Genomic DNA, 13,670 nt, shown 5'->3' on the forward strand with positions numbered 1-13,670 from the left:
GGCGCGGGAACCGGCTCAGCGCAGGCCGGTCGGGCGGCGCAACGCGGCCTGGATCAGCCGGTCCACCAGCTCCGGGTAGCTGACACCGCTCTCCTGCCACATCCGCGGGTACATGGAGATCGGGGTGAAGCCCGGCAGGGTGTTGATCTCGTTGATCACGAAGGTGCCGTCCTCGGTGAGGAAGAAGTCGGCGCGGACCAGCCCCTCGCAGGACGTGGCCTCGAAGGCCTCGACCGCGAGCCGCTGCACCTCGGCCGTCTGCTCCTCGGTGAGCGGGGCGGGCACGATCCCGGAGGCCGAGTCGATGTACTTGGCCTCGAAGTCGTAGAAGTCGTGCGACGTCACCTGCGGGATCTCGGCGGGCACGCTGGCGCGCGGGCCGTCCTCGAACTCCAGCACCCCGCACTCGATCTCGCGGCCCCGCAGCAGCGACTCGACCAGGAACTTGGGGTCGTGGCGGCGGGCCTCCTCGATCGCCTCGTCGAGGCCGGAGAGATCGTCGACCTTGGTGATGCCGATGGACGAGCCGGCCCGGGCGGGCTTGATGAAGAGCGGCCAGCCGTGCTCGCCGGCGAAGTCCACGATGCGCTTGCGGGCGCCGGAGGGGTCGTTGTCCCACTCGCGGGGACGGACCACGAGGTACGGGCCGACCGGCAGCCCGAAGGAGATGAAGACCCGCTTCATGTACTCCTTGTCCTGGCCGACCGCCGAGGCGAGCACCCCGGCGCCGACGTAGGGCACCCCGGAGAGCTCCAGGAGCCCCTGGAGGGTGCCGTCCTCGCCGTACGGGCCGTGCAGCACCGGGAAGACGACGTCGACCTCGCCGAGCGCCTTGGGGACCGAGCCGGGCTCGCTGTACACCACTTCGCGGCTGCCGGGGTCGACGGAGAGCACCACGGCGCCTTCGGCGGACTCGGCCAGCTGAGCCACTTCCGGCATCTTCCGGTCCGTGATGGCCATGCGTTCGGGTTCGTCGGCGGTGAGCGCCCAGCGGCCGTCCGTCGTGATGCCGATCGGCAGGACGTCGTACTTGGTCCGGTCGATGGCGTTCAGGACGGCGCCGGCCGTGACGACCGAGATGCCGTGTTCGGAGCTGCGGCCGCCGAACACGACGGCCACACGCGGCTTGCGGAGCTGCTGCTCCGGGCTCTGGGGGAGGTTCTCGCTGCTCATATCGCGTTGAGCGTACCTGCTGGTACCACTCGCGTCAGCGCGGCCGGGGCCGTCGGAGCGGTGACCGGGAGGGTTCACCGGTCCGCCCCGCCCCGGCCGGTCTCAGCGCCGCTCGGGCTTCGCGCTGCGTGACATCAGCTCGCCCAGCGCGACCATCGGCGGCTTGCCCTCGTGGACGATTCCGACGACCGTCTCGGTGATGGGCATGTCGACGCCGTGCCGGCGTGCCAGATCGAGCACCGATTCACAGGACTTGACGCCCTCGGCGGTCTGCTTGGTGACCGCGATGGTCTCCTGGAGCGTCATGCCGCGGCCGAGGTTGGTGCCGAAGGTGTGGTTGCGCGAGAGCGGCGAGGAGCAGGTCGCCACCAGGTCGCCCAGGCCCGCGAGTCCGGAGAAGGTCAGCGGGTCGGCGCCCATGGCCAGCCCGAGGCGGGTCGTCTCGGCGAGGCCCCGGGTGATGAGCGAACCCTTGGCGTTGTCGCCGAGGCCCATGCCGTCGGCGATGCCGACCGCCAGGCCGATGACGTTCTTCACCGCGCCGCCGAGCTCGCAGCCGACCACGTCGGTGTTGGTGTACGGGCGGAAGTACGAGGTGTGGCAGGCCGTCTGGAGGCGCTGGGCCACGGACTCGTCCTGGCAGGCGACGACGGCCGCCGCGGGGCGGCGTTCGGCGATCTCCTTGGCCAGGTTGGGGCCGGTGATGACGGCGACCCGGTCCGCGGAGACCTTGCTGACGTCCTCGATGACCTCGCTCATCCGCTTCGCGGTGCCGAGTTCGACGCCCTTCATCATCGAGACGAGGACGGTGTCGGAACCGAGGTGCGGGGTCCAATCGGCGAGGTTGGCGCGCAGGGTCTGCGAAGGCACCACGAGTACGGCGAAGTCGGCGCCGTCCAGCGCCTCGACGGCGTCGGTGGTGGCCCGGACCGAGGCGGGGAGCTCAATTCCCGGCAGGTAGTCCGGGTTGGTACGGGTCGTGTTCACGGCCTCGGCGACCTCGGCGCGACGGCCCCAGAGGGTGACCTCGCAGCCGGCGTCGGCGAGGACCATGCCGAAGGCCGTACCCCATGAGCCGGTTCCGAAGACGGCCGCCTTTGCGGGGTGCGTCACTTGGGTCCCTTTCCTTCTGCCTTGCGCCGCTGCTCCGCACGCGCCTTGCGGTGATCGTAGGGTTGTGCGGGGGCCTGCTCGCCCCGCACGATCTCCAGCTGCACGGTCACCGCGGCCATGATGACCTCGGTCGCCTCGCGCAGGACGTCGGGCGTCGGCTCCCGGTCGTAGAACCCGGAGAGGTCCACCGGCGGTCCGGCCTGCACCTGAAGGGTCTTGCGTGGGAACAGCCGGAGCTTGTTCTCCTTGGCGTACGGAGGCATCGCGAAGTTGGCGCCCCACTGGGCGACGGGGATGACCGGGGCCTTGGTCATCAACGCGACACGGGCGGCGCCCGTCTTGCCGGCCATCGGCCACATGTCGGGGTCGCGGGTGAGCGTGCCCTCCGGGTAGAAGGCGACGCACTCGCCGCGCTCGATGGCTTCGACTGCCGCCCTGAAGGCGTCCAGCGCATTGGTCGTCTCGCGGTAGACCGGGATCTGTCCGGTACCGCGCAGCATCATTCCGACAAAGGGGGTCTTGAACAGGCCCGCCTTGGCGAGAAGCCGGGGCACCCGTCCGGTGTTGTACTGGAAGTGGCCGTAGGAAAGCGGGTCCAGATAGGAGTTGTGATTGACCGCGGTGATAAATCCACCGTCGGCCGGAATGTGTTCCATCCCCCGCCAGTCACGCTTGAACAGAACCACCAACGGCGGTTTTGCGATGACCGCCGCCAGGCGGTACCAGAAGCCGATTCTGCGGCGGGACACTCGGACACCTTCCTCTAAGGACCTGAACTCTGCCTGGCTACCGACGGTCAAGTCTCGCCCCAGGCCCCTGCTCTGTCGAGAACACCGTACGCCCCGCTTTCGGGACCGACCGTCCGGGTTCTCGCACCGGCAGGCGAGAATAGGCGGCGATGCGCATCGAGGGGGAGATCGCCACGAACACCGATCCGACCGGTCCTTGGTCCCTGGTCGTCCCGTTGAAGCCCCTGGCGCGGGCCAAGAGCAGGCTGACGGCCGCGACGGGGCCCGAACTGCGTCCCCGGCTCGCCCTCGCCTTCGCCCTGGACACCGTGGCCGCCGCCCTGTCCTGCCCGGCGGTACTGGATGTGGTGGTAGTCACGGACGACCCGGAGGCCGGGGCGGCTCTCACGGCGATCGGGGCCCGGGTCGTCCCGGACGCACCCGACCGCGGGCTGAACGCCGCGCTGGCACACGGCGAGCGGGCGGTACGGGCCGGGCGGCCCCGGGCCGCGGTCGCCGCGCTCAACGCGGATCTGCCCGCGCTGCGCCCCGGAGAATTGGCCCGGGTACTCGATTATTCCGCTGAATTCCCCCGAGCATTTGTGACCGATGCGACAGGAATCGGTACAACATTTCTGTCGGCTTCACCGGGAGTGGAATTGCGCCCGGCGTTCGGCGGGCCTTCCCGGGCTCGGCACCTGGAGTCCGGTGCGGTGGAAATCGATCTGTCCGGCATCGATTCGGTACGCCAGGACGTGGACACCGGCGACGATCTGCGGGTGGCGCTGGCTCTGGGCGTCGGCGCGCACACGGCGGGACACCGGGCCTCCGTATCCCCCGCACCGAGCCCGCGACGGCCTCCTCGCCGGACCGATAGGCTGCCGTCCATGCAGGCGACCTCGTACACCTACGACCCCGAGACCCGCACCGGCAGTGTGCTGCTCGACGACGGCACCCCGGTGGAATTCGACGCGCAGGCCTTCGACGCGGGCGGTCTGCGGCTGCTGCGTCCGGGGCAGCGGGTGCGGATCGAGGGCAGCGGCGAGGGTGCGCGGCTGCGGATCACCCTGGTGACCCTCCAGACCTTCTGAGCCGCCGGGCGCACAGCTCCCAGGACAGCCCGCGGGCCGGGCTCCCCGAGGGGAGCCCGGCCCGGCGCGTGTGAGTAGCGAGCGCTGCCCGGTCTCACTTCTTCCGTGCAGTGGCCTTTTTCGCCGTGGTCTTGCGCGCCGTGGTCTTCTTCGCGGGCGCCTTCTTCGCCGTGGCCTTCTTCGCGGGCGCGGTCTTGCTGGCGGTGGCCTTCTTGGCCGCCGCCGTCGTCTTCTTCGCCGCCGCGGCGGTGGTGGTCTTCTTCGCGGCCGCCGTGGTCTTCTTGGCCGCCGCGGTGGTCTTCTTCGCGATGGTCTTCTTGGCTGCCGCGGTCTTCGCCGCAGTGGTCTTCTTGGCGGTGGCCTTCTTCGCCGTGGCCTTCTTGGCGGCGGCCTTCTTGGCTGCGGCCTTGGTCGTCGCACGGGTGGAAGGACCGCCCGAGAGGCTGCCCTTGGGCGCCTTCTTCACGGCCACTTCGCCGCCCTTGGGGAGCTTCTTCGAGCCGCTCACCAGGTCCTTGAAGCCCTGGCCCGCACGGAAGCGGGGAACCGAGGTCTTCTTGACGCGCACGCGCTCACCCGTCTGCGGGTTGCGGGCGTAGCGGGCGGGGCGGTCGACCTTCTCGAACGAGCCGAAGCCGGTGACCGAGACACGGTCCCCCGCGACAACCGCACGGACGATCGCGTCGAGTACCGCGTCGACGGCGTCGGCGGCCTGCTGACGGCCTCCGACCTTGTCGGCAATCGCTTCTACGAGCTGCGCCTTGTTCACGTCTTCCCCTTCGGAGACATTGCCAGAACGAAAGTGTTCAAGCGTTTTCGCACGTTAGGCAGATATATACCGCAAATCAAACACGAAACGGGCTAATCACCCTAGTGCCGCAACGAAGTCGACCGCTGCGCAGTTCCGCAGAGTCAGTCACCTTCGGGGAATCGGCCCTCATCGAGGTCCTTCATCAACCGGTCCAGACGCCTTGCCGCATCCGGGAGATCGTGCTTAGCCGCGGCCGTGATGACCAGCAGCTTCCGGGACAGCGCCATCCTTACGCCCTCCGGGACTTGCAGTGCGCGCACTCTTGTGTGCGCTTCCTTCAATCGGTCGGCGACTTGGCCGTAAAGCTTGAGTTGGCTGTCGCGTTCCATGCACCGATTGTGCCATCTGGGGCGAGTTGTCGCCCGACGGGGTCTCAACAAGCGACTGCGCCCCCTACCAGATGGCAAGGGGCGCAGTCCTGGAAACGCGCTGCTCAGGCGTTAATTGTACGCGGCTTGAAGGCCGGCCTTGCCGCCTCATAAGTCGCGATGTCCGCTTCGTTCTGAAGGGTGAGGCTGATGTCGTCCAGCCCATTGAGCAGTCGCCAACGGGCGTTCTCGTCGAGCTCGAAGTCGGCCGTGATGCCCTCCGCCCGGACCTGGCGCGCCTCCAGGTCGACGGTGATCTCGGCCGTGGGGTCGGCCTCGGTCAGCTCCCAGAGGGTGTCGACGGTCTGCTGGTCGAGCACGACGGTCAACAGCCCGTTCTTCAGCGAGTTGCCGCGGAAGATGTCGGCGAACCGGGAGGAGATGACGGCCTTGAAGCCGTAGTTCTGGAGCGCCCACACGGCGTGTTCGCGGGACGATCCGGTGCCGAAGTCGGGGCCGGCCACCAGGACCGTGGCGCCGTTGCGCTCCGGGCGGTTGAGGACGAAGTTCTCGTCCTTGCGCCAGGCCTCGAAGAGGCCGTCCTCGAAGCCGTCCCGGGTGACCTTCTTCAGCCAGTGGGCGGGAATGATCTGGTCGGTGTCGACGTTGCTGCGGCGCAGCGGGACGGCCCGGCCGGTGTGTGCGGTGAAAGCTTCCATGATTCTCAGACTCCGGCGGGCGTACGGACGTCGGACAGGTCGGCCGGCGAGGCCAGATGGCCCAGCACGGCGGTGGCGGCGGCGACCTGCGGGGAGACCAGGTGCGTACGGCCGCCCTTGCCCTGCCGGCCCTCGAAGTTGCGGTTCGAGGTGGAGGCGGAGCGCTCGCCGGGGGCCAGCTGGTCGGGGTTCATGCCGAGGCACATCGAGCAGCCGGCGTGCCGCCATTCGGCACCGGCGGCGGTGAAGACCTTGTCCAGGCCCTCGTCGACGGCCTGCAGGGCGACCCGGACGGAGCCCGGGACGACCAGCATCCGTACGCCGTCGGCGACTTTGCGGCCTTCCAGGATCGCGGCCGCGTTGCGCAGGTCCTCGATCCGGCCGTTGGTGCAGGAGCCTACGAAGACGGTGTCCACATTGATCTCGCGCAGCGGCTGGCCGGCGGTCAACCCCATGTACTCCAGGGCCTTTTCGGCGGCGTTGCGCTCCGAGGCGTCCTCGTACGAAGCAGGGTCGGGGACGTTGGCCGACAAGGGCGCGCCCTGGCCGGGGTTGGTGCCCCAGGTGACGAACGGGGCCAGTTCGGCCGCGTCGATGACGACCTCGGCGTCGAATACCGCGTCGTCGTCGGTGCGCAGCGTCTTCCAGTACGCGACGGCGGCGTCCCAGTCCTCGCCCTGCGGGGCGTGGTCGCGGCCCTTCAGGTAGCCGAAGGTGGTCTCGTCCGGGGCGATCATGCCCGCCCTGGCGCCGGCCTCGATCGACATGTTGCAGATGGTCATCCGGGCTTCCATCGAGAGCTTCTCGATGGCGGAGCCGCGGTACTCCAGGATGTAGCCCTGGCCGCCGCCGGTGCCGATCCGGGCGATGATCGCGAGGATCAGGTCCTTGGCCGTGACGCCGTCGGGCAGTTCGCCGTCGATGGTGATGGCCATGGTCTTCGGGCGGGCCAGCGGCAGCGTCTGGGTGGCCAGGACGTGCTCGACCTGGCTGGTGCCGATGCCGAACGCCAGGGCGCCGAAGGCGCCGTGCGTGGAGGTGTGGGAGTCGCCGCAGACGACCGTGGTGCCCGGCTGGGTCAGCCCCAGCTGCGGGCCGACCACGTGCACGACGCCCTGCTCGACGTCGCCCAGGGGGTGCAGCCGCACGCCGAACTCCGCGCAGTTCTTGCGCAGCGTCTCCAACTGGGCGCGGGAGACCGGGTCGGCGATCGGCTTGTCGATGTCGAGGGTCGGGGTGTTGTGATCCTCGGTGGCGATGGTGAGATCGAGGCGCCGCACCCGGCGTCCGGCCTGCCGGAGGCCGTCGAAGGCCTGGGGGCTGGTCACCTCGTGCAGCAGGTGCAGATCGATGAAGAGGAGGTCGGGCTCACCTTCGGCGCGCCGGACGACGTGGTCGTCCCAGACCTTCTCCGCGAGTGTCCTACCCATCGCTTTCCCTCCGGCCGGCGTCTTCGCCGGCCCAACTAGAGATTCGGTGCGCCGCCGTCCGGACCCCCGTGCGGGGCGGTGGCCACGGGCCGTTGTGTGGCCGCCCGTACAGGTTCGCAACTTCCGCCGAATATTGAACTTGCGTTTCACAGAGTGAGACGGGAGTATCGTCGTATGGACAACTCTAGCGGCGTCGGCGTTCTCGACAAGGCGGCTCTGGTATTGAGCGCCCTGGAGTCCGGTCCGGCCACCCTCGCCGGGCTGGTCGCGGCGACCGGGCTCGCACGACCCACGGCCCATCGACTGGCCGTGGCACTGGAACACCACCGCATGGTGGCGAGGGACATGCAGGGCCGTTTTATTCTCGGCCCCCGGCTGGCGGAGCTCGCCGCGGCGGCGGGAGAGGACCGCCTGCTGGCCACCGCGGGACCGGTGCTCACCCACCTCCGCGACATCACCGGCGAGAGCGCGCAGCTCTACCGCAGGCAGGGCGACATGCGGATCTGTGTGGCGGCGGCGGAGCGGCTCTCCGGTCTGCGGGACACCGTGCCGGTCGGCTCCACGCTCACCATGAAGGCCGGCTCGTCGGCCCAGATCCTGATGGCCTGGGAGGAGCCGGAGCGCCTGCACCGCGGCCTCCAGGGCGCCCGCTTCACGGCGACGGCCCTCTCCGGCGTACGGCGCAGGGGCTGGGCCCAGTCGATCGGCGAGCGCGAGCCGGGGGTGGCCTCGGTCTCGGCACCGGTGCGCGGCCCGTCGAACCGGGTGGTCGCCGCCGTCTCGGTCTCCGGACCGATCGAGCGGCTGACCAGGCACCCGGGCCGGATGCACGCCCAGGCGGTCATCGACTCGGCGGCACGGCTCAGCGAGGCCCTGCGCCGCACCGGCTGACGTATCCGGCACATACCCCGGCCGCCCCAGCGTCGTGGCGGCCCCCTTCCCAGCGCCTCACTTCGCGGACGAGCGGTGTGCGAGCCGGTCCGCCCCCCGACGGCCGCGCGCCTCCAGGGGCAGCACCCCGGTCGCCCCGGCCAGTCCGTAGGCCGGCATATCGGCGTAGATCGATTCGTAGCCGCCCTCGGGCACCATGTACGCCTCGTGCCACAGCCCCACGTGCCGCCGGGACTTCTTCTCCTTGCGGTTCATGATCGCCCAGGCCTTGCGGTGGAACATGTCGGGAGCGCTCGCGTACGCGTAGAGCTTCTCCCTCGACTCCCAGTACTGGACGACGTAGTACGTCCGCGGCGAGCCGGTCAACAGCGTGTACCCCAGCAGGCCGCGCCCCTTGTCCTTGCTCAACTCCCGCAGCATGCGAGGCATCGCCAGCAGCACGGGCAGCCAATGGCGCACGCCCCGGAAGTGGTTGATGCGCATCCCGATGAGCAGTACGACCACCTCCCCCTCGGCCGCTGCGGTGGTCCGTCCCGGTATCGGCTTCGCGAACATGCCTGCCCCTTCCCTTCTTGGAGAGTGCCACTATCCAATGATTGGATAGTGGCACTGCCCAAGAGGTGGCGCAAGGGAAGGCACAAAGCATGCGACTCTCGGAACTGAGCGAGCAGAGCGGTGTGAAGACCGCGACGATCAAGTACTACCTGCGCGAGGGGCTGCTGCACCCCGGCCACCGGGTCACCGCGACACAGGCCGAGTACGACGCGAGCCATGTGCGGCGGCTGCGTCTGGTGCGGGCCCTGATCCAGGTGGGCCGCCTTCCCGTGGCCACGGCGCGCGAGGTCCTCTCCCACATCGACGACGAGTCCCTGGGCCGGACGATCCGGCTGGGCGCCGCACTGTGGTCGCTCCCGCACGGCCCGGACCTCGACGAGGAGGCGCCGGAGACGGCGGTCGCCCGCGAGGCCGTCGAGCGACTCCTCGACCGGATCGGCTGGGCGACGTCGCAGGAGATCGGCTCCCTCTCCCCCGCGCATCGCTCACTGGTGTCGTCGGTGGCGACGCTGATCCGCCTCGGCTACCCCTGTGACGTCGATTACCTCGCCGAGCAGGCCCGCCTGATGCACCAAGTCGCCGTCCAGGACCTGGACATGATGGAGACACATCCCACGGAGTCGGAGCAGGTGGAGATGGCGGTCGCGTCGGCCGTGCTCTACGAGCCGCTGCTGATGTCCCTGCGACGGATGGCCCAGGAGGAGGAGTCGGCCCGGCGCTACGGGCTCTGAACGGGCCCGCGGCCCGAACGGGCCTCGCGGGCAACGGCGAAGACCCTCCACCGAGGTGAAGGGCCTTTGCCTGTCCTGCTGTTGTACCCCCGACCGGATTCGAACCGGCGCTACTGCCGTGAGAGGGCAGCGTGCTAGGCCGCTACACAACGGGGGCTTGTTACTACTTTTGCATCTCTGCGCTGGGCTACCAGGACTCGAACCTAGAATGACGGTACCAGAAACCGTAGTGTTGCCAATTACACCATAGCCCATGGTGTTACAAGTACCCCCGACCGGATTCGAACCGGCGCTACTGCCGTGAGAGGGCAGCGTGCTAGGCCGCTACACAACGGGGGCCCTAGCGATCCTGCATCGAGAGCGTGGGTGCGACCCAGATGATCTCGCGGGAAGGATCTGTACCCCCGACCGGATTCGAACCGGCGCTACTGCCGTGAGAGGGCAGCGTGCTAGGCCGCTACACAACGGGGGCTTGTTACTACTTTTGCATCTCTGCGCTGGGCTACCAGGACTCGAACCTAGAATGACGGTACCAGAAACCGTAGTGTTGCCAATTACACCATAGCCCACCAAAACTCAACCCCTGTGAGGGGTTTTGTTCGGCTTGCGCTTCCCGTTCGGATCTTTCGTTCCGCTCGGGCGGCGCAGGAAGAACATTACCCGAAGGTGTCCGGCGCTCCAAAACGGGTATTGCCCGCAGCGCCTGCCCGGCGGATCAGGGTCGGACAGGCCCCAGCAGTCCGGGTAACTGATCGAGCCCGCTGATGCGGACGAGGTCGGGCCGTCCGCCGAGTCCGGCCCGGTCCAGCCAGATCCCCATCAGCCCGGCGGCGACCGCCCCGCCGGCGTCGATGTCCGGCTCGTTCCCCACGTACGCGACTTCGCCCGGCTCCAGCGCCAGCACCTCGCAGGCGGCGTGGAAGGCGCCGGCATCGGGCTTGGAGACGCCCAGTTCCACGGCACACACCACGGCCTCGAACCGGTCCCGCACTCCGAGCCTGCGCAGCTTCGGGTCCTGGTTCTGGATGCTGGCGTTCGACAGCACGGCGTGCCGGAACCCTTCCGCCAGCAGATCCAGCACCGGCAGCACATCCGGGAAGAGCGACCAGGCGGCCTCGTAGTGGGCCGCGTGGCGGGCGAACCAGTCGTCGGCCTCGGCGTCGTCCAGCGCCCGTGAGAGGAACTCCCTGACCCGTTCCCGGCGCTGCCCCCGGAAGTCCGTCTCCCCGGCGGCGAACCTCACCCAGTGCGCGTCGCTGAGCTCCCGCCATGCGACGAGGGCCTGCTCGACGTTCTCGTATCCGTCGGGCAGGCCATGCTGTTCGAGGTGCTTTCGCGTGCCGATGCGGTCGGCGGTGGTGTGGTCGAAGATCGTGTCGTCGATGTCCCAAAGCACGGCTCGGATGACCATGCGGTCAGGCTAGCGGTCACATGCCGGGCGCGGGAGGGCGTCGCGCGGTACCGCCGGGTCCCGGCAGCCGGCATCACTTCACTCGCGGCCCTGTGCGGTCGTGGCCTTGATCGTGGCCGACAGCCCGGCGAGACCGGCCCGGGTGGCCGTCAGGACGACATCCGGTTCGTCGCTCTCCCGGAGACGGAGCGTGCCGTCGGGCGCGGCCGCGATGTCGACGTCCCGCGAGCGAACGGCGGCGATCGACCGAATCTCACACCTCGCCCTGGCTGAAACGTCTGTCCTGGCCCGGGAACGGAGAAGGGGGCGGCCGCCGGGACGAACCGGCGGCCGCCCCCTCGGGCGTGATGCGGGTGTTACGCGGCCAGCTTGGCCAGGGCGGCCTCCACCCGGGCCAGGGTCTTCTCGCGGCCCAGGATCTCCAGGGACTCGAAGAGCGGCAGGCCGATGGTGCGGCCGGTGACCGCGACGCGGACCGGGGCCTGGGCCTTGCCGAGCTTCAGGCCATGCTCCTCGCCCGCGGAGAGGATGGCGTTCTTCAGGGCCTCGGCGTTCCACTCGGCGTCGGCCAGCTTGGCGCGGGCCGTGGCGAGGAGGGCGTCGGAGCCCTCCTTCATCGCCTTGTTCCAGGACGCCTCGTCCGTCGCCGGCTCGTCGAGGAAGAGGAAGTCGACGTTGGCCGTGATGTCGGAGAGGACCGTGACGCGGGTCTGGGCGTGCGGGGCGATCTCCGCGAAGGCGGCGGCGTCGAAGGACTCCGGGGCCCACGGGGCGAACGGGGCCTTCAGCCAGGGGCCGCAGGCCTCGGTGAACGCCTTCACGTCCATCTTGCGGATGTGCTCGGCGTTGATGTGCTCGCACTTCTTCAGGTCGAAGCGCGCCGGGTTGGCGTTGACGTCCCCGATGTCGAACGCGGCCACCATCTCGTCGATGGAGAAGATGTCGCGGTCCTCGGCGATGGACCAGCCCAGCAGGGAGAGGTAGTTGAGCAGACCCTCCGGCAGGAAGCCGCGCTCGCGGTAGAGGTTGAGCGAGGCCTGCGGGTCGCGCTTGGAGAGCTTCTTGTTGCCCTCGCCCATGACGTACGGCAGGTGGCCGAAGGCAGGGGCGTCCTTGGCGATGCCCAGCTCGATGAGCGCCTTGTAGAGGGCAAGCTGACGCGGGGTGGAGGAGAGCAGGTCCTCGCCGCGCAGGACGTGGGTGATCTCCATCAGCGCGTCGTCGACCGGGTTGACCAGCGTGTAGAGCGGGGCGCCGTTGGCGCGGACGATGCCGTAGTCCGGCACGTTCTCCGGCTGGAAGGTCAGCTCGCCGCGGACCAGGTCGTTGAAGGTGAGCGCCTCGTCGGGCATCCGGAAGCGGACGATGGAGGTGCGGCCCTCGGCCTCGTACACGGCGATCTGCTCGGCCGTGAGCTCGCGGCAGTGACCGTCGTAGCCGGACGGCTTGCCGGCCGCGCGGGCGGCGTCACGGCGGGCGTCGAGCTCCTCGGTGGTGCAGTAGCAGTGGTACGCGTACCCGCCCGCGAGGAGCTTGTCGGCGACGTCCTTGTAGATGTCCATGCGCTGCGACTGGCGGTACGGGGCGTGCGGGCCGCCGACCTCGGGGCCCTCGTCCCAGTCGAAGCCGAGCCAGCGCATCGACTCCAGGAGCTGGTTGTAGGAGTCCTCGGAGTCGCGGGCCGCGTCCGTGTCCTCGATGCGGAAGACCAGGGTGCCGCCGTGGTGCCGGGCGAAGGCCCAGTTGAACAGGGCGGTGCGGACCAGGCCCACGTGGGGGTTGCCGGTCGGGGAGGGACAGAAACGTACACGGACTGGTGCGTTAACCACGCTTGATCACCTTGTTGGTGAGAGTGCCGATGCCTTCGATGGTGACGGCGACCTCGTCGCCGACATGGAGGGGTCCGACCCCTGCGGGAGTGCCGGTGAGGATCACATCGCCCGGGAGCAGCGTCATGGCTTCCGTGATGTGGACGACCAGATCCTCGATCGAGCGGATCATGTCGCTCGTACGGCCGAGTTGCCGTTGCTCTCCGTTGACCGTCGCCTGAATGGTGAGGTCATGGGGGTCGAGGTCGGTCTCCACCCAGGGGCCGAGCGGGCAGGACGTGTCGAAGCCCTTGGCCCGGGCCCACTGCTTCTCGCGCTTCTGGGCGTCGCGGGCGGTGACGTCATTGGCGCAGGTGTAGCCGAAGATGACGTCCTTCACGCGCTCGCGCGGAACCTCCCGGCACATGCGGCCGATGACCACGGCCAGTTCGGCCTCGTGGTGGAGTTCGTTCGAGAAGGAGGGGTACTCGATGGCGTCGCCGGAGCCGATCACCGAGGTGGTGGGCTTGAAGAAGGCGACAGGGACGTCCGGTACCTCGTTGCCCAGTTCCTTGGCGTGCTCCGCGTAGTTGCGGCCGATGGCCACGACCTTGTTGGGGAGCACGGGGGGCAGGAGGCGGACCTTGCTCAGCGGGACCTTGGTGCCGGAGAGCTCGAACTCGGCGTACGGGATGCCCTTGATGATGTCGAGGACGAGACCATCGGGCCCCTCGCCCTCGACGGCGCCGAAGGCGACATTGCCGTCGATGGAGAACCTGGCGATGCGCACGGGATGCTGTCGCCCCTCACTTGCTGGCTGAAGACTGACGCTCCAGGCTAACGCGTCGCCCGTCGGGAACTGCTCCGATCACCGGGCGGCGCGGGTGAGGGGGACGGCGTC

At 69.1% G+C, this 13,670-nt stretch carries 13 protein-coding genes, 5 tRNA genes and 1 pseudogene; 3 read left to right on the forward strand and 16 right to left on the reverse strand.

What is annotated here, in order from left to right; all coding sequences use genetic code 11:
• Positions 1–15: 15 nt before the first annotated feature.
• From OHA19_RS11835 to OHA19_RS11845, 3 genes are all read right to left on the reverse strand, one after another.
• A complete protein-coding gene (locus OHA19_RS11835; RefSeq protein WP_405716829.1) occupies positions 16–1,173 on the reverse strand; it encodes a D-alanine--D-alanine ligase family protein in 1,158 nt (385 codons plus the stop codon).
• Between the two features lie 102 nt (positions 1,174–1,275).
• Positions 1,276–2,286, reverse strand: coding sequence for an NAD(P)H-dependent glycerol-3-phosphate dehydrogenase (locus OHA19_RS11840; protein ID WP_405716828.1), 1,011 nt, complete (start codon positions 2,284–2,286; stop codon positions 1,276–1,278).
• Positions 2,283–3,035 carry a lysophospholipid acyltransferase family protein gene (locus OHA19_RS11845; RefSeq protein ID WP_405716827.1) on the reverse strand — a complete coding sequence of 251 codons (753 nt, stop codon included), beginning with the start codon at positions 3,033–3,035 and terminating at the stop codon, positions 2,283–2,285. Before OHA19_RS11845 ends, OHA19_RS11840 begins: the two co-directional genes overlap by 4 nt.
• Before the next feature lie 149 nt (positions 3,036–3,184).
• On the opposite strand from OHA19_RS11845, the pseudogene cofC reads away from it, so the two are divergent.
• Positions 3,185–3,856: pseudogene (gene cofC / locus OHA19_RS11850) on the forward strand (2-phospho-L-lactate guanylyltransferase); the annotation flags it as partial.
• A 343-nt stretch (positions 3,857–4,199) separates the two neighbouring features.
• Here cofC and OHA19_RS11855 read toward each other — a convergent pair.
• The 4 genes from OHA19_RS11855 to leuC form a co-directional block, all read right to left on the reverse strand.
• Complete coding sequence (locus tag OHA19_RS11855) at positions 4,200–4,874, reverse strand: HU family DNA-binding protein (protein ID WP_405716826.1); 675 nt, start codon at positions 4,872–4,874, stop codon at positions 4,200–4,202.
• A gap of 143 nt (positions 4,875–5,017) precedes the next feature.
• Entirely contained in the window at positions 5,018–5,245 is a 228-nt protein-coding gene (locus tag OHA19_RS11860) for a hypothetical protein (protein WP_072487271.1), read from the reverse strand.
• A gap of 104 nt (positions 5,246–5,349) precedes the next feature.
• Positions 5,350–5,943, reverse strand: coding sequence for a 3-isopropylmalate dehydratase small subunit (gene leuD / locus OHA19_RS11865; protein ID WP_405716825.1), 594 nt, complete (start codon positions 5,941–5,943; stop codon positions 5,350–5,352).
• A 5-nt stretch (positions 5,944–5,948) separates the two neighbouring features.
• On the reverse strand, positions 5,949–7,373 hold the full coding sequence (gene leuC / locus OHA19_RS11870) for a 3-isopropylmalate dehydratase large subunit (protein WP_405716824.1): 1,425 nt from the start codon (positions 7,371–7,373) through the stop codon (positions 5,949–5,951).
• A 174-nt stretch (positions 7,374–7,547) separates the two neighbouring features.
• Between leuC and ndgR the strand changes: the two genes are divergently transcribed.
• The gene (gene ndgR, locus OHA19_RS11875) at positions 7,548–8,264 is read left to right on the forward strand and encodes an IclR family transcriptional regulator NdgR (protein ID WP_014048551.1); all 717 of its coding nucleotides are present in this window, start codon (positions 7,548–7,550) and stop codon (positions 8,262–8,264) included.
• Positions 8,265–8,321: 57 nt separating this feature from the next.
• Here ndgR and OHA19_RS11880 read toward each other — a convergent pair whose 3' ends face one another.
• Entirely contained in the window at positions 8,322–8,819 is a 498-nt protein-coding gene (locus OHA19_RS11880; protein WP_405716823.1) for a DUF4188 domain-containing protein, read from the reverse strand.
• 89 nt (positions 8,820–8,908) lie between these two features.
• Here OHA19_RS11880 and OHA19_RS11885 point away from each other — a divergent pair, with 89 nt between their 5' ends.
• On the forward strand, positions 8,909–9,550 hold the full coding sequence (locus OHA19_RS11885) for a MerR family transcriptional regulator (RefSeq protein WP_405716822.1): 642 nt from the start codon (positions 8,909–8,911) through the stop codon (positions 9,548–9,550).
• 84 nt (positions 9,551–9,634) lie between these two features.
• On the opposite strand, the gene OHA19_RS11890 is transcribed toward OHA19_RS11885, so the two are convergent.
• The 8 genes from OHA19_RS11890 to OHA19_RS11925 all read right to left on the reverse strand — a co-directional run bounded on the left by OHA19_RS11890 (position 9,635) and on the right by OHA19_RS11925 (position 13,559).
• Positions 9,635–9,707: transfer RNA gene (locus OHA19_RS11890), tRNA-Glu, on the reverse strand.
• Between the two features lie 25 nt (positions 9,708–9,732).
• Positions 9,733–9,804 (reverse strand) — tRNA-Gln (locus OHA19_RS11895).
• A gap of 12 nt (positions 9,805–9,816) precedes the next feature.
• A tRNA-Glu gene (locus tag OHA19_RS11900) sits at positions 9,817–9,889 on the reverse strand.
• 60 nt (positions 9,890–9,949) lie between these two features.
• Positions 9,950–10,022, reverse strand: a tRNA-Glu gene (locus tag OHA19_RS11905).
• Positions 10,023–10,047: 25 nt separating this feature from the next.
• A tRNA-Gln gene (locus OHA19_RS11910) sits at positions 10,048–10,119 on the reverse strand.
• A 146-nt stretch (positions 10,120–10,265) separates the two neighbouring features.
• Complete coding sequence (locus OHA19_RS11915; protein ID WP_405716821.1) at positions 10,266–10,961, reverse strand: HAD family hydrolase; 696 nt, start codon at positions 10,959–10,961, stop codon at positions 10,266–10,268.
• A 356-nt stretch (positions 10,962–11,317) separates the two neighbouring features.
• Positions 11,318–12,790, reverse strand: coding sequence for a glutamate--tRNA ligase (gene gltX, locus OHA19_RS11920; protein WP_405716820.1), 1,473 nt, complete (start codon positions 12,788–12,790; stop codon positions 11,318–11,320).
• Positions 12,783–13,559, reverse strand: coding sequence for a fumarylacetoacetate hydrolase family protein (locus tag OHA19_RS11925; RefSeq protein ID WP_124716171.1), 777 nt, complete (start codon positions 13,557–13,559; stop codon positions 12,783–12,785). Before OHA19_RS11925 ends, gltX begins: the two co-directional genes overlap by 8 nt.
• Between the last annotated feature and the right edge of the window lie 111 nt (positions 13,560–13,670).

Source organism: Streptomyces sp. NBC_00012 (assembly GCF_045040875.1).
In the GTDB taxonomy this organism is placed as follows: Bacteria; Actinomycetota; Actinomycetes; order Streptomycetales; family Streptomycetaceae; genus Streptomyces.